Below are 19,993 nucleotides of genomic sequence, written 5' to 3' on the forward strand. Positions count from 1 at the left end.
ATGACAGCTTCAGATGACTTCAGGATGGGACATATGACAAAGCTATTCCGACGCGCCGCTCTGGCCAGTGCTTTCGGCCTTACTTTTATGGCTTTGCCAGCCTTTGCGCAGGATGATGCCGACGCGCATGCCGCTGAAGACGTGATGCATGAAGCTGAAGCGCATGAAGAAGCCCCTGTCCCGGAGGCCGAGACGGCTGAAGACGAGATTTCAGTCGCGGGTCAGGCAGAACTGACCGCCCTCATCTTTGAACATATGTCACGCGGCGTGCTGGCCATGGATGGTGACCGCGACACAGCAGAGCTGCGCCGTGATGTCTCTGTCTGGCTCAATCGTCTGGCAGGCAAGCTTGAAGGCGATGTGAGCGGCGTTCTGCGCAGTGAGGCCGCGCTGGCGACGGCGATTGCGCGCGATGCTGAGGCCCGCGCTGAAATGCGCAGCGAACTCGCGGCAACGCTCTCAGAAGCTCTGGAAGACCTCGCGGCGGTTCGCGCCGAAGGTGTGCCGGATGAAATGGCGCTGCGCCTTGAAGAGGTTGAAGACCTTCTGGATGCTCTGGAAGAAGCCTCAGCTGATACCGTTCAGATGCGTGAGCTGATCATTGATCTGCATTTCGAAGACCCGCTGGAAGAAGATGTGCGCCTTGCGCTGGTTGAACGTCTGATCGCGTTCCAGACCGCGCATGGCGTTGTGCTCGACTTTGATGGCACAGACCTCTCGCAGAATATCCATCTGGAAGGCGAGGCACCGGTTACGCTCTCCACGCTGGAGCTGCGCACAGCGCTCAATTCCATCTATGATGAAAATATGGACGTGCTGACGCCGGAAGGTGAAGAGGCAGAACCTATGGTCGATGTGCCGACACCGACATTCATCGGCATCACGCTGAACTAATGCACTGACAGATCGGCCAGTAACAGGCCGATCACCGTCAGCACGAGCAAGCCTGCCATAACGAGGCTGAAAATCCGAAAGCGCAGCGGGGTCGACAGAAACCGCTGTATCCCCACGCCGAACAAAACCCAGCCATGTGAGCTCAGCATGCCTGCGGCGAGGATCACCAGCGAGATGATCAGCGGCGGATACCAGAACGGCTCCTGTTCGGGCAGCTGCCCCGCGAACGAAATTGCCATGATCCACGCTTTCGGGTTCACCCACTGAAAGGCTGCCGCCTGAAAAAAGCCCCAGGGCTTGGAGGTTTTCACCTCATGCGGCGGCTCGAACTTCGATGTGCCGATTTTCCATGACAGCCATAACAGGATCGCTGCACCGACCCAGCGGAGCACCTCACGCAGAAGCGGGAATTGGGCGAACACGCTGCCAAGGCCAAGGCAGATGGTGAACACCATGAACGCGAAGCCAATATTCACGCCCATAGAGTGCGGCAGCGTACGCACCAGCCCGTGACGCGCGCCCGAATTGGCAAGCAACGTATTGTTCGGGCCCGGCGTCCAGACCAGCGTGGATGCCAGCAGGAACATGCCCAGCAGGAATTCGGTTGTCATGTGTCAGAAGCTTTCAGTCAGGCCGGCGTATTGTCATCGTCATCTTCAAGACCAGTGAGCTTTTCGCGAGCCTTTTCTTCGGCGCGCTTCTCACTTTCCTCGCGAATGACGTCTGAAAAAGCACTGGCGAACACGCCTGCAGGCAGCGCGACGAGGCCTATACCCGCCAGGGCGATACACGAGGCAGCGACACGGCCGAGCGGCGTAATCGGGTAGACATCGCCATAGCCGACGGTCGTCAGCGTCGCGATGGCCCACCAGATCGCCCGTGGAATAGATCCGAACGCCTCAGGCTGGATCTTGCCCTCAATCAGATAGAGCGCGACAGCCGACACATAGACGAGCACCAGCGCCAGAAACAAGCTGGTGAGCAGCTGGCTTCCAGCCTTGCGCAAGGCATCGCCAAGCAGGTTGAAGGCGGGAATAAAGCGGGCGAGTTTAAACAGGCGGAACAGGCGGAAGGCTTTCAGAACCGCCAATACCTGCGGGTTCACCTTGTCGGCCGCGAAAATCATCAGAAGCAGCTCTGGCAGAAAAGCCGCGAGGTCTGCCACCGCATAAAGCGTCGAGGCGTATTTCAGCCGCCCCATCAGCCCGCGATATTCAGGGTTTTCACCGGCCACCCACAGGCGCAGCCCATATTCTATAGCGAATATAACGACGATAGTGACATTCAGAATGCGCAGAAATGACTGGGTCTGGCCTTCAATATCCGGCTCGGTTTCCAGAGCCAGAAGCACAAGGCTGGTCAGCACCAGCACCACGAGGATGCGGTTAATCGTGGAAAGCTTTTCCTTCCCACTACTGCCTTTTTCCATCGCCCTGTAGAGACGCGCCCGCACTGCGTTCACCATCTGCCCTACCTCCGTGAAAAGAGGTTAGAGCAGATTGATCCCGTTTGTCAGTCCCCAAATGCGGGGCCTAACCGCGCAGCGTGCCGCCAAGCTTTTCGATGTTTGCGATGATCTTTTTGGAGATCGCATCGATTTCAGCGTCTGTGAGCGTTTTCTCGCCCGGCTGGATGGTCACTTCCAGCGCGATGGACTTATGCCCCTCTTCAACGCCTTTGCCGACATAGACGTCGAAGACGTTCACGCCCGTGATCATCTTCTTATCAGCGCCTTGCGCGCCCTTGATGAGATCACCGGCAGCAACTTCGTCTTTCACGACGAATGCAAAGTCGCGGCGGATTGGGGTGAGGGCCTGCTTTTCAAGGACAGGCTTGGTTTTCACGCCGACCTTTTTAGGCAGAGGCAGCGCGTCTACATTCACCTCAAAGCCGACCATATTGCTGTCCACGCCAAGCGCTTTCAGAGCACGCGGGTGAAGCTCACCGAACTCGGCGACGACGTTCTTCGGCCCGAGACGCAGCGTTGCAGAGCGGCCCGGGTGCCAGTGATCCGACACAGGCTCCATAACCATCAGCTTGCTCGCATCATGACCGAGCGCATCGATCAGCGCCATTACGTCAGCTTTTGCCGCGTAAATGTCATAAGGCTCGGCCTTTCCGACCCAGTTACGAACCGTTTCAGGACGCGCGATTGCAGAGATATAGCGGCGCTGGTCTTTCGGGCCGTCACCCAGATAGACAGGACCAGCTTCAAACAGGCGGATATCGCGCTGGCTGAAGTCTGCGTTTTTCTGCGCGGCTTTGATCAGGTTCGGCAGAATGCTTGGACGCATGCAATCAAGCTCGGACGCGACAGGGTTGTCGACAACCATCTCTTTCGCCCCTCCGCCAAAGGCAGTGGCTTCGGCTTTAGAAACAAAGCTCCATGTCACGGCCTCGAAGAAACCACGTGCAGCCATTACGCGGCGACCTGTACGCATACGGCGTTGAGGCTCTGTTAGCACCTGACGCACACCGCCTTCCGGCTGCGGCATGGATGTGAGTGGAAGCGCGTCATAGCCTTTAATACGGATGATTTCCTCAACCATATCAGCAGACTGTTCCAGATCACGGCGCCAGCTTGGCGGCGCCACATACCAGGCTTCACCCGCATCTTCGATGTCGCCGCCAAGGTCTTTAATGATCTGGCGGATTTCAGCGGTTTTAAGCTCAACGCCCGTGAGGCGCTTCACATCATTCAGATAGAACTGAACCGGCTTTTGCGGTTTCGGGTTTGCGCCCGCAATGGTCACGTCAGATGCTTCGCCGCCGCATGTCTCCAGAATGAGCATGGTTGCAAGCTCAAGACCTTCAAGACAGCTTTGCGTATCAACACCGCGTTCGAAACGGTAGCGCGCATCAGAGATAATGCCCGTCGCGCGGCCTGTGCGTGCTGTACGGAGCGGGTCGAACCATGCGGACTCAATGAACACATCAACGGTCTCATCTGAGACGCCAGTAGACGCGCCGCCCATAACGCCGCCAAAGCCCACTACACCGCTATCGTCAGCAATCACGCATATGTCTTCGGTGGCTGTATATTCCTTGCCATCGAGGGCGAGGAAGGTTTCGCCTTCGCGGCCGAGACGTGCCGTCAAACCGCCCTGAAGCTTGGCAACGTCATAGACATGCAGCGGGCGGCATCGATCGAGCGAGATGTAGTTCGTCACATCGACGAGCATGTTCTTCGGCAAGATGCCAACCGCTTTCAGGCGCGCCTGCATCCAATCCGGTGATGGACCATTCTTCACGCCTTTGATCACGCGGCCTGCGAATACAGGGCAGGCTTCGGGCGCTTCGGTTGTCACCGTTACCGGACAAGGGTGCGTGCCGTTTACCGGCTTCACCTGCATCGGCGCAAACTTGCCGAGACCGGTTGCGGCCAGATCACGCGCAATACCCAGAACGCCCAACCAGTCCGGACGGTTAGGCGTCACTTCGAAATCAATGACTGGATCGTCAAGCTCAAGCGCTTCAGCCAGCGGCATGCCAACCTTCACCTTGCCCTGAAGGTCCATAATGCCTTCATTGGCCTCACCCACGCCAAGCTCTTTGGCAGAACACATCATGCCATAGCTTTCTACACCGCGGATTTTGCGAGGCTTTTTATCAAGAGAGAAATCAACGCCCGGAATATACGCGCCGAGCGGTGCGTAAACCGCAAACATGCCCTGACGCACATTTGGCGCGCCGCAGACAATCTGCTTCTCGCCATCAACCGTGTCGACCGTGCAGACATTCAGCTTGTCCGCATCAGGGTGTTTCTCGAAAGATTTGATCTGCGCCACGGTAAATGTCGACAGCGCCTCAGCCGGGTTCTCAACGCTTTCGACCTCAAGGCCGGCGCGCGTCATCGCCGCAAGGATCTCGTCCGTGCTGGCTTTAGTGTGAAGATGGTCCTGGAGCCAGGAAACAGTGAACTTCATGATTGAGACTCTTCGGTCGATGGTGAAATGGGTGTGTGTGGTACGATCTGGTCAACGATGTCTGGCAGAGCTTCGCAGCTGTTTACCTCAATCGGGCGGAGTGCGTGGCCTGCGCTGGTAGAGACCCAGCAATCATCCAGAATGGAACAATAGCAGACGAAAACCTCGGCCGGCTGGCGCGTTCCGTCCAGAAAGCTTTGTACCGCGCTCAGAAAATCACGCTCAAGGCCCTCAGCGCCCGGCCATTCCGCGCCAATGGTGCGAACACTATCGCCCTGACGGATGACACGGCCGCGCAGTGCCTGATTGGAATAGGCCGGTAGTCCGTATGTTTCTTCCAGACTGTCCGTGATGAAATAGCGGACCATCTCATCAAATGAGCGAGTGTCTTCGCGGCCCGGAATACGGATCAGATAATCTTCGATCAGCGCGGGGCCGACGCCCGCGTTCTGCACGTCGAATTCATAAAGCGCGCCGCCAGCAGGCGTAGAGGTATTGTGCTGAAGCTGCAGGATCGGCCAGACGTCGGCCTTCTCCTGAGAGCGCATGACACGCGCCTGATCCCACGCAATGAACACCGCCGCAATCGACGATATCACCGCACAAATGGCGATCAGCATTTCAGCCTTATTACCCTTGCCCATTGCCGCCACCTAAACCGTTTCGCCCGCGCGTTCGCGGCGGAGATGATCTGCAGCGCCAGCGGCAAAGTCATCATCCAGAATAGAGAGAACACGGAAGGTCTCAAACACGACCTCCATATCCTCGGCGAATGTACCCTCACGGGTGAAGTAGTCTTTGTGGGCGTCCTGCCAGTATTTGAGCGACAGATCGCCCTCGCCTTCCAGCGCGGCCATTTCCTGCGTCATCTCATTATAGCGCAGATGCGTCACGGTTTCTGTTTCAAGCACGGCAACAGGGCGGTCCGCCCCGTCGACCAGAACGCCGCGTTCGCCCGGATGGCTCCACTCATTGTGGACCCTGGCAGAGCACGTACCGGTTTTGACACCCGCCACAATCAATGCAGCGAGCCTGTCTGCCAGTTCAGGGCTATCCCCGAACGGCCAACGCGGCAGCGTCTCGATATTCTGGCTTGCTCTCAAGAAAGCCCTCCGGAGAGGCTCGGCAGGAGCCATGGGGTGAAGCCATAATGTGAGAGCCAGCGCACATCGCTTTCAAAATACGGGCGCAGGTCCGGCATGCCATATTTCAGCATCGCCAGACGGTCGACGCCCATACCAAAGGCGAAGCCCTGATATTCGTTCGGGTCGAGGCCGCAATTGCGCAGCACATTCGGGTGCACCATGCCGGAGCCAAGCACCTCAAGCCAGTCTTCGCCCTGACCAACCTTCACCGTACCGCCTGAGCGGTCGCATTTCACGTCCATCTCAGCGGATGGCTCTGTGAACGGGAAGAAGTGCGGGCGGAAACGGGTTTCAACTTCGTCGACCTCGAAGAAGGCGCGCGCAAAGTCGGTGAGGCAGCCTTTGAGGTGACCCATATGGCTGACCTTATCAATGACGAGACCTTCGACCTGGTGGAACATTGGTGTGTGGGTCGCATCCCAGTCATTACGGTAGACGCGACCCGGAATGATCACACGGATTGGCGGCTCCTGGCTCATCATCGTGCGGATCTGAACCGGCGATGTGTGCGTGCGCAGAACTTTGCGCTCGCCTTCTGCGTCCGGTGTCATAAAGAATGTGTCGTGATCTTCGCGCGCTGGGTGGCCAATCGGGAAGTTCAGCGCCGTGAAGTTATGAAAGTCATCTTCGATGTCCGGGCCTTCAGCCACAGCAAAGCCCATTGCGCCGAAGATTTCCTCGATTTCTTCAAACACCTGCATGACGGGGTGAAGCGTACCGGTGCGGTAAGGACGCGGCGGCAGGGTGAGATCAGCTTTCTCGCTGGCGAGGCGCGCATCGAGCTCGGCATCTTCGAGCGTCGTCTTGCGGGCATCAATCGCGTCACCGAGACGATTTTTCAGCGCGTTGAGCTTCGGCCCCATCTCTTTACGCTCTTCCGGGTCCATGCCGCCGAGCGTTTTCATAAGGCCGGAAACGCGGCCCTTTTTGCCAAGCTCTGCAACGCGAATGCCGTCCAGCGCGGCCAGATCGCCTGCGCCATTGATGGCTGTGAGAACTTCGGCTTCAATGTTTTCAATGTCGGACATGTGACTTCGAGACTTTCAACGCGATGATTTTAGTTTGGGCCTATTTACCAATCTAACAGTATAAAGCTAGCCAGAGCTTTTCTTCACTCAGCTTCTTTGTAAATCTGTTCGATATCAGACAGGAGTTTCGGTGTGATAGCGACGAGAGAAAGTTGGAAGTCCGAGCCATTCACACCGAATGGAAGTCTTCCATATATGGAAACTTTCTCGATCGATGAATTTGAGAAAATATCGACAGGCGTCATTCCAGTACAAATGGAAGACAAGTGGTTCATATTCATGGAAGGCACTCGCTTATTCTTTCATCGAAGCTGGACAGGTCAGGCCGTCTATTGTGTGACCTTCATTCGTCACGGTGACTCCGTAAGCGTCGAAAGTGCTATGATTTCCGATGCTATCAAACAGCCTGTCGACCTTAATTATCACTCAAAATTGCTCCATTGGCTGATTGGCGTTCTTTTACTTGATCAACCTCTAAAGTTTCCCGTGCCATCGAAAATTTCTACCAAGCAAGTTTCGGCGTATCAGCACCATATTGCCGGAACAGGGTTTGAAGCAGATAAACCTGAGGAGGTGTCGTCTGGCACAGGCGGACTTAAACAAAGCGGACCCAAAAAGCTGAAACGTTGGTGGAAATTCTGGAACTAACCAATGGAAGTTCGCCAATACGAAAACGACCGCTGCTGAAAGGCAACGGTCGCTTTGTTGGAACAGTCCTGTGCGCGGTCTGATTAAGCAGCCAGCGCAGCCTTGGCCTGTTCCATTACAGCTTTAAACGCAGCAGGTTCGTTGATCGCGAGATCAGAAAGAACCTTACGGTCCATGTCGATGCCAGCCTTGTGAACACCGTCGATGAAACGAGAGTATGTCATCGTGTCGTCGAGTTCACGAACAGCAGCGTTCAGACGCTGGATCCAGAGAGAGCGGAAAGTACGCTTCTTCTGCTTACGGCCAACATATGCGTACTGACCAGCCTTCTGGACGGCAGCATTTGCTGTGCGGAAAGTGTTTTTACGGCGGCCATAATAGCCTTTTGCCGCTTTGATAATTTTCTTGTGCCGAGCGTGCGCGGGCACCTTGTTACGGGAGCGTGCCATGTGTCTAAATCCTTCTCAGCTTACGCGTTATTTCGTGCCGTATGGCAGCCAGCTCTTCACACGAGCCTCGTCTGCTTTTGCAGCAACAGATGTGCCGCGGTTCTGGCGGATATATTTCGCGTTGTGGCTGATCAGGCGGTGACGCTTACCAGCAACACCATGCTTGAGCTTGCCCGTAGCAGTGATCTTGAACCGCTTTGCAGCGGCCTTTTTGGTTTTCATCTTCGGCATTTTCATCTCCTTGCGCAAAGCGCATCTGATAGTTTCTCCGTGAGGCAATGCCTGGCGCCTCTTTGGAGCAAACAGCGCTTATACGCAAAAAGAGGGGAAATTCAAGTCCGGAATCGGCCCTGTTTCCCGCTTTTACGAGGCCTGGCGGTCTGCCGCATCTTCCCGAACCGGAATGAGGGTTTTGGTGAAGGCCTCAATCGCAGAGATGGAGGCATCCACATTGCCGGTTTCTTTTACCGAATTCAGCTCGTTGACGAGCATATCGGCCGCAGTACGCATACGGTCAAGTTCGATCTGGTTCATCGGTTGCTCCTTACGCATCGCAGCTGCGCGACGCTTCTTCTCGAGTTCGGTCAGCGGAAGTGGTGGTTCGATTTCGAACAGAACCTGTTCGTAAATCCCCATCTTGTTTCGGGTATCGATCAGCACGTGCGGGCCCGCCTCGATCATCACGGCGACAGCATCACCATCGCCATCATCAAAGTGCTGTGGATCGCCCAGATATTCGACGGGCCAGACCTTCGCCATACGGTCGACAAAGACCGTATCCATCAGACAGGTGAAGTCAGTAATGCCGCGATCGACGGCGAATTCCATAATCCCGCACAGCAGCGTTTTCTGTGCATCAGCGATCACACCCTCATGACGACGGCGCGCATGTGGCGCAATCATCCAGCGGGTGAGGTCCCAGATCGCTTCATCACGCGGCGGCTCACCGTTGATATACTCGGTCAGCTTATCGCCCATAAGGTATGGCGTATCTGTCGGATTGAGGCGAAAAGTCGCCAGAATCTTCCCATGCCGGTCAAGGTTCATGAGATAGACCGCATGTTCGTTATCGAACTCGTCCGTCTCACGACCATCTGCAGAGGTGAGATTGGTCCAGCCACGTTGTTTTACATAAAACTAGTGGCGCATGCGGAACATCTCATCGAGCTGCTTGGCATAGAGGTGTTGGTTTCTGATTGTTACGACGTGTATCACGTGCGACCCCCATCATTTCCTGTAGGGATAGAACGACACAAAACGAGAACATCTGAAATGATGGAAATCCACCAATTGGACCATCAATCGATCAAAAAAGTTCAATTTTAAGAGTGATCAAGCTAGCTTTTACAGCTTCAACGCGCCTAGCTGGACGGCATGGTTCCGTTCAACACACTGCGCCCGCCATCAAGTTCAAGCGCGTGTCCATTCACGTAGGCGCCTTCCGAAGACGCCAGATAATAAGCCGCTTCGGCAATCTCCGAAGCACGCGCGGCACGCTTCAGCGGGGTACGCTCTTTCAGCCAGCTCTCGGTTTCCTCACTGTGAGGACGAACGGCAACAATCGCGTTAGAGCGGATTTTGCAAGGTGCATACTCCAGTGCCAGAGCCTTCATGACTGAAAGCACAGAGCCCTGCGTCACCGTGTTGAGCGCACTGCCCGGATTACCTGCGATCGCCGCACGGCTGAGAAGTTGTATGAAAGACTTTTTATAAGGCACGCGCTCTGCATTATCTTCGTGCGCGCGAAGCTCAGCCACCATTTCACGGCCGAACACCTGTCCGGCCATCAGCGCCGTTGTCGTGGTTTGCTTGAGTTCCTGTGTCACCCGCTCAAGGGTGAGGTCATCCATATCAATCGGATCAGACAATGGCGGAATATTGAGAACAACATCAACGCCGTCAAACTGTTCGAGCATACCCGACAGGGCGTTTTTCAGCCCGAGCCGGGTAGACTGGTTTTCAGAGAGATAGCTGGCCAGATCTCCAAGATCATCCTTAGCGCGAGCCAATGCCTTTTGGTCGTCCTCCACAATCATGACGGACCAACCGGATTCAGCAAACTTACGCGCACAGCTTGCGCCAACGCCTTTTCCAAGGCCCAGAATAACAATTGCCGGCGCGCGCATCTCTATGCCTTCCGTTTCCAGCTGAGTTCAATCGGCATTCCATGCCACGCTCAGGCGGTCAAGCCAAAGCAGGCCGCCTGACGGTTATGGTCTCTGCCGGACCCGGAGTATTTTTAACTGTTGAGATCACCTCGAAGAGACTGGATCTCTTCCTTCAGTTTCAGCTTCTCTCGTTTCATGCGCGACATTTTGAGAGAGTCAGAGGAAGGTCTTTTCGACTCTTCCTGCAGTGCATCGTCAATCTTCTTATGACGGGTGGAAAGTTCCTGCAGATGATTTTCTAAACTCATCGCTTCGAGCCTCCTTTGCTGAGCAATACATCAAAGCATGAAGTCACAAACTCGTCACGTATTGACTCTCCGAAAAAGTGCATCTGCGAGACGTTTTTTCGCGCGTCGGTAAATGTTTCACTTTTATCCACAGCCAAAATTTGTTAATGGAACGGCCTCTTTCTTAAAGGTTACGGCCATGGACGGCACACATTTCGATTTTGATGAGACAACGCGTCAGTTGCAGGCGCGCCTTGATCAGCTCGAAGCCGAGCACCGCCTGCTTGATGAACAGGTCACGGCGCAGCAACTGGCTGGCGCGGACATGATCACTCTTCAGCGCCTGAAGCGCGAAAAGCTGCGCCTGAAAGACGAGATTTCCCGTGTACGGGGCCTGATCCGCCCGGATATCATCGCCTGATCGAAGGCCGCTAAGCGCCGAACATAGCCATAACCGTACCAAACGCCCGCAAAAGCAGTGCTTTTGCACACTCTGCCATATTCTCGACATGCTGCCCGTTTTTACAGAAGCGGTCTGTTTCATTTGATGTTTCGGGCGGCTGACCATTCTGAGAGCAGAAGCTGACCTGCTCACAGGGCTAATGACCACAAACTGGCACACAGAATGCACAGCCGGAGCTGTATTCAAAACCGGGTGAAAAAATGAGCCACTCTAACTACACACCGCGCCAATCTCTGGGCTTTCGAAGCGCCGTTATTGCGAGCCTTGTGCTGTCGGTCGTCTCATTTCTGACAACCTGGAGCGGCCTTCGCGCGGCTGACCCGATCCAGCAGCTCATGACATCAGGCGGTAGCCTTGAAGGCATTTCCTGGTGGGACCGGGCTGAAAGCCTTGCCATCACGCTCGGCCTCGCTTTCGGCATTCAGGCTCTGATGCTGGCGCTTGCATGGATTGCGAGCCGCCTGCTCATGGTCGAGGACCGTAAACGCTGGGGCCTGATTTCCGCGATCCTCGTCGGCTATCTCGCCGCGACAACCATTTCTGTCACCTTCTCTTATATTGACCTGTTCGACCGTATGTTCAGCGCCCAGAAGTCTGACTGGTCTGCCGAAACCATTCGCGAGCGCGGTGATGTGATCGTCGAAGAGCTTATCGAAGCGCTGGAAGATGAAGTGCGCGATGCCCGCGGAGATTTCTCTACACAGCAGGCCGAATTTCAGGCCCAGATTAACGTACTCGCCTCTGCGTCGAACGAGCAGCGCCAGTCCATTCTTACAGAACTGGACGAGCGCCGCACCGAACTTGCAGATTATCGCCGTCAGGTCGGCAACGCGCAGGCTGAAGCCCGCAGCGCCGCGGTAAGCCGTCAGGCACGTGCCGCAGAACTCGAAACAACGGTCGCAGACTTTGAACGTCAGGTGCGCCAGCTCACGCCGGAACAGGATGAATGGGAAGCAGAAACCGCACGGCTTCTGGCCCAGTCTCAGGCGCTGTCTGATCAGAAACTGCTGGAAGAGCGCGGCGCGCAGGAAAGCGGCCAGGTCGGTCGTGGCCCGCGCTGGCGTGAACTCGATCGCCAGCACGATATTGTGCGCGCGAACCTCGAAGTCGCGCAAAACCGCCTGAGCTCCGTCACGCGGGAACTCGATAATGCAGAAGAGGCGCTTCTCTCCAGCCGTCAGCAGCTCGCTATCGTACAGAGCGGCGGCGATGCACAGGATGTCGAAAACGCGCTGAATGCCGGAAATGACGTTCGCATCGGTTTCCTTGAAGCAGAGATTTCTGCGCTCACAGCACAATCGGATGCACTGGAAATTCCGCAGATCGATTTCTCGTCAGAAGAGATCAGCGAAGATGAAGTCGATCAGATCCTGACCGCCTGCACGACTATCAAATCAGAGCTGATCGCAGCGCAGGCGACGTCATTTGATGAAGACACGCTTGCTGACTTTGATCCGTCCAGTATCGACTGCACATCCGGCGGCGCGTTCGAGGCGGCTCGTACACTATCAGAGCTGCAGTCCAGCCTGCGCATGGTTGAAGAAAATTGCCGCGCGACCTCTTCAGAGGCCTATGCCGGTGCACGCGGTTCAGAGCTTCTTCAGTATATCCGCAATGAGTGCGTCAACAGCTCAGCGCTGCGTGCCAGCGTGAAGTCTAACTTCATGGAAGATCTGCGCCGCGTGGCCCGTACGCGTGATCCGGAAGCGGCCCCGATCGCATATTCCTTCGTTGCGCTTCAGGACCGTGAGCCGCAGGCTATTTTCGCTCTGACACTCGCGCTTGCAGCTGACCTGCTCATCCTTCTGGTGAGCCTGTTTGGCAATGCCGGTCACCATCATGTCTACGGCTCTGGTGCTGGCAATGGCGCGGCACCGCCAAGCCGTCAGATCGGCCGCCGCGAACCTGCCCTCTTCGAAGACGAATAGGGCAAGCCTTTTAACTAGGTCGCAATCAGGGCCTCAGGCATTCCGGAAACCAGCGACTCCAGATCTGTTTGCGCTGCAATCAAATCAATGCTCTCCGGCGTTTTGAAATAGGATAAAACCGCGAATTCCAGACATAAAATGTCAGTTAAAACCTCCAGAGCGTCCAGAAGATTTTCATTTATTAAGACGCCGCGCGTCCAGAAGTCCTCAACGCCATAAGACGTGGCACCACCCGACGAAAACACGCGTGCACCGAACCTCGACCGCAAACCCTCAAGTTTGGCAGTCATGAGCTTAGGCCATTGAATCAAACCAAGCGGCGCACTCAGCGTACTCGCATCAAGCGGAACACCTGAGACCTTTCCACTAAGAAAAAACTCTGTACGGCGGACAATGTGCCATCCGAGCATTAAGAGGCCGTCCAATACTGCCCCACCCGCCAAAGCAACACTGGGCACGACAAACGACCCGCTTGACGAAATCCGGTACGCACCGTTTTTTGACTTACGGATTTGGGGGTTGCCGCTCGGCTTAAACAGATAATAGCCGATCTCTTTCGCAAATTGCCCCGACGTTGAGAGAAAGCCGTCCATGATTTGAGGCGTCGACCGTATAGACACATAGGGTTGCGGCTGTTGCTCAGTTGGCAGGCGCGCGTTCTTAGTAACAAATTCCACCGCCCTGATGGTTTGAGACCGGCTATCGCAGTGAGGAAAATCAAACATGTTTTGATCGACACTCACCTGCGTGAACAGCTTCTGCGTACTTGCGAGAAACATTCTCCAAAACCTGTTCAACTGCGCAACGACGTAAGCCGAAGTTCCAAGATGAACGAATGCACCATTGATTAGCGCCATACCCTCACCGGGCTTCAACTGATACCCCGTAGTTGAAAGAATTTGCGACACCCAGTGGGATGCTGGTATCACGTCACCGGACGAATAACTGCTGTTTCGCGGCACGTTGATCGTGACGCTGTTATCTTCAAACACGTCGTACAGGACCTGAAATGCTTCAGGCGAAACCAGCGAGTCACCTGCAGCGACACTGTAACATTTCGCGAGCGTTACATACTTCCCCACCTCATCCGGAAATGATTTGTCATAAGGAAGACAGTGGTTTCGGACGATCTTGCCCGAAAGGTCCGCCGCTTCGTCAAGTGACAAATGAACATTGTCACGATGACCGGGCTGCGTGTTCACGCCATAAATGTTCGACAGCTGTCCTTCACTCAAAGATCGCTGAAACCATTCATACGCCTGAGCGGTGTTTTCAACAGCGCTCAAGACGCGCTGAGGCATTTCTCTATGCTCACAAGCCGCGATGAATTCATTGAGAACGCTACTGACGTCGGAATGATGCATACAGAGCACCCGCAATAATAAGAACTGAAAGGATGTTGAACGTGACGTTCACGTCTAACCACTGGAATAATTCCACAACGCCAGGAATCATTCTCTGGCTTTTATCTCCCAGAAACATGAAAAGGTCGATCAACAGACCGACAACCTGCGTCGCACCAAGCAGAAACAACCAGAATTGCAGTATTTTTCTATCCGTACGTTGAATCTCGTACGTTTTCCTTTCTAGGCGGGATTCTACGATCCTGTCCCGTCGCTGCAACACACCGAGCAATTTTTCCGTACCAAACACGTCGGACAAGGACGCAAAATAGCGCCGCCTCGCGCTCTGAAGAGAAATCTCGACATCACTCATCTCATTGAACACGTATTCAATGAAGTTTTCCATCTTGTGGTATTTGACGATGATACCTGAGACCGCAGACCGTTTTTGGGTTGCCGAAAGCTCACGGTATATCCGGTTCTGACCCTCGTTCAGGATATCAAAAATGCAATAGAACATCTGCGCGATAGAGCAAGCCGACAGGAAATCCTGAAACAAGCTTGATCGTTCCACGACGCTGGTCCCGACATAAAACCTGACGCCATCATCGTCGGCTTTGCCATGAGTCTCTATCTCATCGAGTCGTAACAGCTCACGGATCGCTTCGGCTTTGGTATTAATATCACTGAGCGAATAGACGCGGTGGGCCCAAAAAAAAGGAGATACGTCATCATCCCATTCAGGAAATGGGTGATGATTGAGATCATTGAACACCAGATAATTGCGTGGGGGCCGAACGAAGCTATCCTGATTACGCTTTCGATCTGAAAAATCCATCAGCGCCTTCAGAACGGGAGCGAGAATGGCATTATTGACAGGCGACACAAATGCTTCTGCGAAATCCGACAGAAAGCGCTCAAAATCTGGTGCTCTCCATGATACCGGCACGCACGAGAGATCTAGCGACCCCGTAAGGCTCGCAACCGCCAAAGTGTTGTCATAAAACTCGACATTCGCGGAAACTGACATGGATTGTATGAGGTTTTGTAGTTCGGGTTCGCGCGTATCCAGGAACCGGTGTTTTACGAATTCTGTGTAGTTCGAAGAAAAGCAAACGGTTGCGAGCGCCTTGCTAAACCATGGCCTGATATCCTGAGAGAGATCCTTGAGGCCGCTTTTTCCAATAGGATTTTCACAGGAAACAACAGCAACACTCTCTACGAAATCCGTGCTGTCTATTGCCGCAAATGCGCTGACCAAGGCCGCTGACGTTTTCTCACGCCGTAGAGCTACAACTTCCGACTCGAGATTCAAAAGTGTCCGAAACGGAATCGAGAGCGCAAAATCCATCAAATACCCCGAACAATGCCAAACCTCGACAACCAAACAGGTTTCTCAAGCTCTGAAAAGAACAAAGCGGATGACTTTTTCGGAGAAATGGAGCGGGCGATGAGATTCGAACTCACGACATCAACCTTGGCAAGGTTGCGCTCTACCCCTGAGCTACGCCCGCTCACAATGGGTAGTCCGGCAGCGCCGGAAGCGGTGATAAAGCGCATCTCTGCTTCGGATGCAAGAGGAAAATTGCTAAAAAATGCACTTCATGCTCGACGACGTCCGGCATGGCTCGCAACCTGCGCCACATCTAGCAGAAGCTTGCCCACCAGAGCCTCTTGCGGACTGCCTGCTGTACGACATTGCGCGTCTGCCTGCGCGACCAGAGTCATGAGGGTGAGGATGCGATCTGGCGGCCATTTCTGCATGCGACGCTCGAATGCAGGCCATTGGCGATCAAACACGCGCGGGCTGAGCCGCTCGCCGATTTTTGGCCCGTGAATGCCCTCGCCAGACACTTCATGCGCACGGTTAAGCCGCTTGAGCTGGTTCATCAGCCCGATCAGAACCGGAATGGCGCCAGAGCCTTCTTTGAGCTGATCGCCCATGAGACCGGCCAGATCACTGAGCTTCCCATCAAGGGCCAGATCAACAAGATCAAAGCCGGTCGACTGATCTTCCAGAATGATAAGGTCGCGAATGTCCTGCTCAGTCAGCGGACGATCCAGATCAACGGCATAGAGGGCGAGTTTTTCAATCTCGCCTGGTGCGAGTGACTGATCTTCAAGAAGTGTCCGTAAAAGCAGGATCTCGGCATCCGGCTCCAGGCGTAGCCCGCTGGCGGAGAGCTGATCTCGCACCCAGTTTTCAAAGTCCCGTTCGGAACGTTCGAAAATCTGAAGCGCCATCGCTGACTTATGGTCTTCGAAGGTTTTTCGTAGTTTAGACCGCGGCGTCAGATCGCCTGCCACAATCAGAAGCTTGCCATTTGGCGGCTCTGACATGTTTTCGATTTCTGTCAGGGCGTCGAGAAAAGGCCGCGCCTCTGTTTCGCGCGCAATGCTGACTTGCAGCAGGCTCGCGCCACCGAAAAGGCTTTCAGAACAGAGCGCATCCAGGATGCCGCCAGGGTCCTGTTTCGCTTCTTCTGGTGACATGCGTCGCCGGTCGAGCGCAGGCTGGGCACCTTTGATCCAGTGCTTTGCGAGGTCTTCGGAGAGTTCTGAAACAGGCGCGCCAGTTTTACCGAACACCAGTGCCGCAAACACACCGGATGTCGGGTCAGAACAGAAGCTTTCTGCCTGACGCCCCGTCTTCTTCACTTTAGTTGCTGCCCGCCGGCTGGCGATAAGCGCTTTCATCTTGCGCGTGGAGCTGAAGCTGTTCTGCGATCAGATTAGCAGCTTCCATAGCAGCGCGTGCGGACATATCGCGGCGAACCGCAATGTCGTCATATGCAAGATCGCCCGGCGCTGAACTAACCGAGCTGTTCACAACACCAGACAGAATACCACGCGGCGTTTCGAGACGATACTGAGCCTCTCCCTGAACATTCACGCGCGCAGACTGACCGGCAGCCAGAATGGCAAAATCATTCACATCTTCTTCGTACGCGATGGACAGAGCGCCGCTTTCAACGCCCGGAAGCCCCGGGCGCAGAAGCATGAGCAGCTCGCGGCGCAGAATATGCCCCGCATAGCCATCAATCTGAGCAATCTGGATAGAGCCCTGCGCGACATCAGACTGGGTGGAATAGACCGGCGAGAACCCGCAAGCCGAAAGGCCAAGAGCAGACGCTGCTAGGAAAAGGCTGGTCAGTTTTTTCATTATCCCACCACAATGTTTACGATGCGTCCCGGTACTACAATCACTTTTCGTACCGTTTTGCCAGATGTATGGGCCGTTACCTGCTCATTCGAGAGGGCAATTGCCTCAATGTCATCCTTGGATGCATCAGCCGCTACCTGAATTTCAGCGCGCTTCTTACCATTTACCTGAACAGGCATGGAAATTGTGTCATCCTTGAGGAGGCTGTCCTCAACAACCGGCCATGTGCCCGCAGAGACGAGACCTGTGCCGCCAATACGCGCCCAGCATTCTTCTGCAAGGTGCGGCATGAACGGCACAAGCGCATGAGCGAGGAATCCGGCCGCTTCGACGCGCGCAGCCAGAACTGCAGGTGTCCCCTCAAGGCTTTCAGCCTTGCGAAGCGCGTTCACCCATTCATGCACGGTCGCAATCGCAGAGTTAAAGCGGAAGCTTTCGATCGCGTCTTCAATCGCCTGAAGTGCACGGTGCGATGCCTTACGGATTTCAGTCGCAGCGTCGTCCATGTCTGGCAGAGCGACGCCATAAGCAGGCGCGCCTTCCGGAAGTTCGTCAACAACGGCCCAGACCTTCTGAGCAAAGCGCCAGGAGCCTTCGACACCGGACTGCGTCCATTCAACGTCTCGTTCTGGCGGCGAGTCAGACAGAACGAACCAGCGGGCAACGTCTGCGCCGAAATCAGAAATGATCTCGGTCGGGTCGACGGTGTTCTTCTTCGACTTGGACATTTTCTCAATCGGACCAACCGCAACAGGCTTGCCTGTCGTGATTTCGATGAGCGCATTGTCCTTCTGCTCGATCTCTTCGGGCGAGAGCCATTTGTCGTCAGCAGACTTATACGTCTCGTGCGTCACCATGCCTTGCGTGAAGAGCGCCGCAAATGGTTCGCCGCTTTGCAGAGGTACCAGATCGCAGTCACGCATCGCACGCATGAAGAAGCGCGAATAAAGGAGGTGGAGCACCGCGTGCTCTACACCGCCGATATACTGGTCGACCGGCAGCCAGTAGGCCGCGAGATCAGCATCAACCGGCTTATCGTCGGATGGCGCTGCGAAACGCGCAAAATACCATGAAGAGTCGGCAAATGTATCGAGTGTGTCCGTCTCACGAAGCGCTTCACCGCCGCAGACTGGACAGTTTGTGTGCTTCCATGTCGGGTGACGTTCCAGCGGGTTACCCGGCACATCGAATGTCACATCGTCCGGCAGGCGCACAGGAAGCTGATCGTCCGGCACAGGGTTTGTGCCACACTTTTCACACTTCACAACAGGGATAGGGCAACCCCAATAGCGCTGTCGGGAAACACCCCAGTCGCGCAGACGGTAGGTAGTTGCGCCTTCGCCGAGCTTCAGCTCTTCCAGCTTTTCGATCGCCGCGTTGATCGCGTCTTTCGTGGAAAGGCCGTTCAGGAAGTCGGAATTATAAATCGTGCCAGGGCCGGTATAGGCCTCAGTGTCGATAGCATGGGTTTCAGCGTCCGCATCTGGCGGCAGAACCACCGGATTGACCGGAAGACCGTATTTGCGCGCAAAATCGAGGTCGCGTTGGTCGCCCGCAGGTGAACCGAATACCGCGCCAGAGCCGTAAGCCGACAGAACGAAGTTTGCTGCGAATACCGGAATTTCCCAGTCAGGGTCGAACGGGTGACGCACCTTGATACCCAGATCAATACCGAGCTTAGGCGCTTTCTCGATCGCCTCTTCAGACGTACCGAGCTTCGCACACTCTTTCTGGAAGGCTGCAATTTCTGGATTATCAGCTGCCAGCGCCTTGGTGATCGCATGATCTGGCGCAATCGCAAGGAAGCTTGCGCCGTAGAGCGTATCCGGACGGGTGGTGAAGACTTCAATCGCTTCGCCATGCGTCGCAGCCGCATCGCCGACGATTGGCCAGCGAATGGTCGCGCCGCGTGACTTGCCGATCCAGTTTGCCTGCATCAGGCGCACTTTTTCAGGCCAGTTCTCCAGCTTGAGAACTTCGTCCAGCAGATCGTCTGCGTATTCGGTGATCTTGAAGAACCACTGTTCCAGCTCGCGGGTTTCAACTTCCGCGCCAGACCGCCAGCCCTTGCCGTCGACAACCTGCTCGTTCGCCAGAACCGTCATATCGACAGGGTCCCAGTTCACTTTGGAAGTTTTGCGATAGACCAGCCCCTTCTGCATCATCGCGATGAAAATACGCTGCTGCTGGGCATAGTATTCAGGGTCACAGGTCGCGAACTCGCGCGACCAGTCGAGCGACAGCCCCAGCAGTTCAAACTGCTGTTTCATCGCTGCGATATTGTCATAGGTCCAACCTTTAGGATGGACACCTCGCTGCATGGCAGCGTTCTCAGCCGGCATACCAAACGCATCCCACCCCATCGGGTGAAGCACGTTGAACCCTTTCAGCATTTTATAGCGGGCTACAACATCGCCCATGGCGTAGTTGCGCACATGCCCCATGTGGAGACGCCCCGAAGGATACGGAAACATCTCAAGCACAAAGGACTTTGGCCGGTCATCCGGCTCGCCTGCTTCAAAAATACGGGCTTCAGACCACGCAGCGCGCCATTTGGGCTCCGTGGTCCGATGATTATAGCGAGACGCCATGAGGCGCCCTCCTTCCGGAT

General features: G+C 55.2%; 19 protein-coding genes, 1 tRNA gene and 1 pseudogene. 4 read left to right on the forward strand and 17 right to left on the reverse strand.

Features of this window, described 5'->3' with window-relative positions; all coding sequences use genetic code 11:
* Positions 1 to 33 precede the first annotated feature (33 nt).
* Entirely contained in the window at positions 34 to 894 is an 861-nt protein-coding gene (locus G523_RS0103415; protein ID WP_022693625.1) for a hypothetical protein, read from the forward strand.
* Here the strand turns inward: G523_RS0103415 and G523_RS0103420 are convergent.
* From G523_RS0103420 to pheS, 6 genes are all read right to left on the reverse strand, one after another.
* Positions 891 to 1,505: a LysE family translocator gene (locus tag G523_RS0103420; protein WP_022693626.1), complete on the reverse strand. Its 615-nt coding sequence runs from the start codon at positions 1,503 to 1,505 to the stop codon at positions 891 to 893. The genes G523_RS0103415 and G523_RS0103420 overlap by 4 nt on opposite strands.
* A 17-nt stretch (positions 1,506 to 1,522) precedes the next feature.
* Positions 1,523 to 2,359 carry an ion transporter gene (locus G523_RS17765; RefSeq protein ID WP_022693627.1) on the reverse strand — a complete coding sequence of 279 codons (837 nt, stop codon included), beginning with the start codon at positions 2,357 to 2,359 and terminating at the stop codon, positions 1,523 to 1,525.
* 67 nt (positions 2,360 to 2,426) lie between these two features.
* Positions 2,427 to 4,820, reverse strand: coding sequence for a phenylalanine--tRNA ligase subunit beta (gene pheT / locus G523_RS0103430; RefSeq protein ID WP_022693628.1), 2,394 nt, complete (start codon positions 4,818 to 4,820; stop codon positions 2,427 to 2,429).
* Entirely contained in the window at positions 4,817 to 5,464 is a 648-nt protein-coding gene (locus G523_RS0103435) for a hypothetical protein (RefSeq protein ID WP_022693629.1), read from the reverse strand. Before G523_RS0103435 ends, pheT begins: the two co-directional genes overlap by 4 nt.
* A gap of 9 nt (positions 5,465 to 5,473) precedes the next feature.
* Complete coding sequence (locus G523_RS17770; RefSeq protein ID WP_022693630.1) at positions 5,474 to 5,923, reverse strand: ASCH domain-containing protein; 450 nt, start codon at positions 5,921 to 5,923, stop codon at positions 5,474 to 5,476.
* Positions 5,920 to 6,993 (reverse strand): phenylalanine--tRNA ligase subunit alpha, encoded by a 1,074-nt coding sequence (gene pheS / locus G523_RS0103445; RefSeq protein WP_022693631.1) that lies wholly within the window; start codon positions 6,991 to 6,993, stop codon positions 5,920 to 5,922. Before pheS ends, G523_RS17770 begins: the two co-directional genes overlap by 4 nt.
* A 132-nt stretch (positions 6,994 to 7,125) precedes the next feature.
* Here pheS and G523_RS20065 point away from each other — a divergent pair, with 132 nt between their 5' ends.
* Positions 7,126 to 7,641 carry a hypothetical protein gene (locus tag G523_RS20065; protein ID WP_199285719.1) on the forward strand — a complete coding sequence of 172 codons (516 nt, stop codon included), beginning with the start codon at positions 7,126 to 7,128 and terminating at the stop codon, positions 7,639 to 7,641.
* Between the two features lie 83 nt (positions 7,642 to 7,724).
* Here the strand turns inward: G523_RS20065 and rplT are convergent, their stop codons facing one another.
* The 5 genes and pseudogenes from rplT to G523_RS17780 all read right to left on the reverse strand — a co-directional run bounded on the left by rplT (position 7,725) and on the right by G523_RS17780 (position 10,506).
* Complete coding sequence (gene rplT / locus G523_RS0103455; protein ID WP_022693633.1) at positions 7,725 to 8,090, reverse strand: 50S ribosomal protein L20; 366 nt, start codon at positions 8,088 to 8,090, stop codon at positions 7,725 to 7,727.
* A 27-nt stretch (positions 8,091 to 8,117) separates the two neighbouring features.
* Positions 8,118 to 8,321 (reverse strand): 50S ribosomal protein L35, encoded by a 204-nt coding sequence (gene rpmI, locus G523_RS0103460; protein ID WP_027441417.1) that lies wholly within the window; start codon positions 8,319 to 8,321, stop codon positions 8,118 to 8,120.
* Between the two features lie 132 nt (positions 8,322 to 8,453).
* Positions 8,454 to 9,185, reverse strand: a pseudogene (locus tag G523_RS0103465) (acyl-homoserine-lactone synthase); the annotation flags it as partial.
* A 266-nt stretch (positions 9,186 to 9,451) separates the two neighbouring features.
* Positions 9,452 to 10,216: an SDR family NAD(P)-dependent oxidoreductase gene (locus tag G523_RS0103475; RefSeq protein WP_022693637.1), complete on the reverse strand. Its 765-nt coding sequence runs from the start codon at positions 10,214 to 10,216 to the stop codon at positions 9,452 to 9,454.
* Between the two features lie 113 nt (positions 10,217 to 10,329).
* Positions 10,330 to 10,506 carry a YdcH family protein gene (locus G523_RS17780; protein WP_022693638.1) on the reverse strand — a complete coding sequence of 59 codons (177 nt, stop codon included), beginning with the start codon at positions 10,504 to 10,506 and terminating at the stop codon, positions 10,330 to 10,332.
* Positions 10,507 to 10,684: 178 nt separating this feature from the next.
* Between G523_RS17780 and G523_RS0103485 the strand changes: the two genes are divergently transcribed.
* Both G523_RS0103485 and G523_RS0103490 read left to right on the forward strand, forming a co-directional pair.
* Positions 10,685 to 10,906, forward strand: a complete 222-nt coding sequence (locus G523_RS0103485) for a YdcH family protein (RefSeq protein WP_027441420.1) — start codon at positions 10,685 to 10,687, stop codon at positions 10,904 to 10,906.
* Positions 10,907 to 11,148: 242 nt separating this feature from the next.
* Positions 11,149 to 12,876 carry a coiled-coil domain-containing protein gene (locus G523_RS0103490; RefSeq protein WP_022693640.1) on the forward strand — a complete coding sequence of 576 codons (1,728 nt, stop codon included), beginning with the start codon at positions 11,149 to 11,151 and terminating at the stop codon, positions 12,874 to 12,876.
* A 14-nt stretch (positions 12,877 to 12,890) separates the two neighbouring features.
* Here the strand turns inward: G523_RS0103490 and G523_RS0103495 are convergent, their stop codons facing one another.
* From G523_RS0103495 to leuS, 6 genes are all read right to left on the reverse strand, one after another.
* The gene (locus G523_RS0103495) at positions 12,891 to 14,162 is read right to left on the reverse strand and encodes an aromatic amino acid lyase (protein ID WP_162141021.1); all 1,272 of its coding nucleotides are present in this window, start codon (positions 14,160 to 14,162) and stop codon (positions 12,891 to 12,893) included.
* Between the two features lie 55 nt (positions 14,163 to 14,217).
* Positions 14,218 to 15,570: a hypothetical protein gene (locus tag G523_RS0103500; protein ID WP_022693642.1), complete on the reverse strand. Its 1,353-nt coding sequence runs from the start codon at positions 15,568 to 15,570 to the stop codon at positions 14,218 to 14,220.
* An 88-nt stretch (positions 15,571 to 15,658) separates the two neighbouring features.
* Positions 15,659 to 15,733 (reverse strand) — tRNA-Gly (locus tag G523_RS0103505).
* 88 nt (positions 15,734 to 15,821) lie between these two features.
* A complete protein-coding gene (gene holA / locus G523_RS0103510; protein ID WP_162141022.1) occupies positions 15,822 to 16,877 on the reverse strand; it encodes a DNA polymerase III subunit delta in 1,056 nt (351 codons plus the stop codon).
* Between the two features lies 1 nt (position 16,878).
* Positions 16,879 to 17,382, reverse strand: a complete 504-nt coding sequence (locus tag G523_RS17785) for a hypothetical protein (protein ID WP_022693644.1) — start codon at positions 17,380 to 17,382, stop codon at positions 16,879 to 16,881.
* Positions 17,382 to 19,973, reverse strand: a complete 2,592-nt coding sequence (gene leuS, locus G523_RS0103520) for a leucine--tRNA ligase (RefSeq protein ID WP_022693645.1) — start codon at positions 19,971 to 19,973, stop codon at positions 17,382 to 17,384. Before leuS ends, G523_RS17785 begins: the two co-directional genes overlap by 1 nt.
* Positions 19,974 to 19,993: the final 20 nt, after the last annotated feature.

This window comes from Ponticaulis koreensis DSM 19734 (assembly GCF_000420665.1).
Lineage (GTDB): Bacteria > Pseudomonadota > Alphaproteobacteria > Caulobacterales > Hyphomonadaceae > Ponticaulis > Ponticaulis koreensis.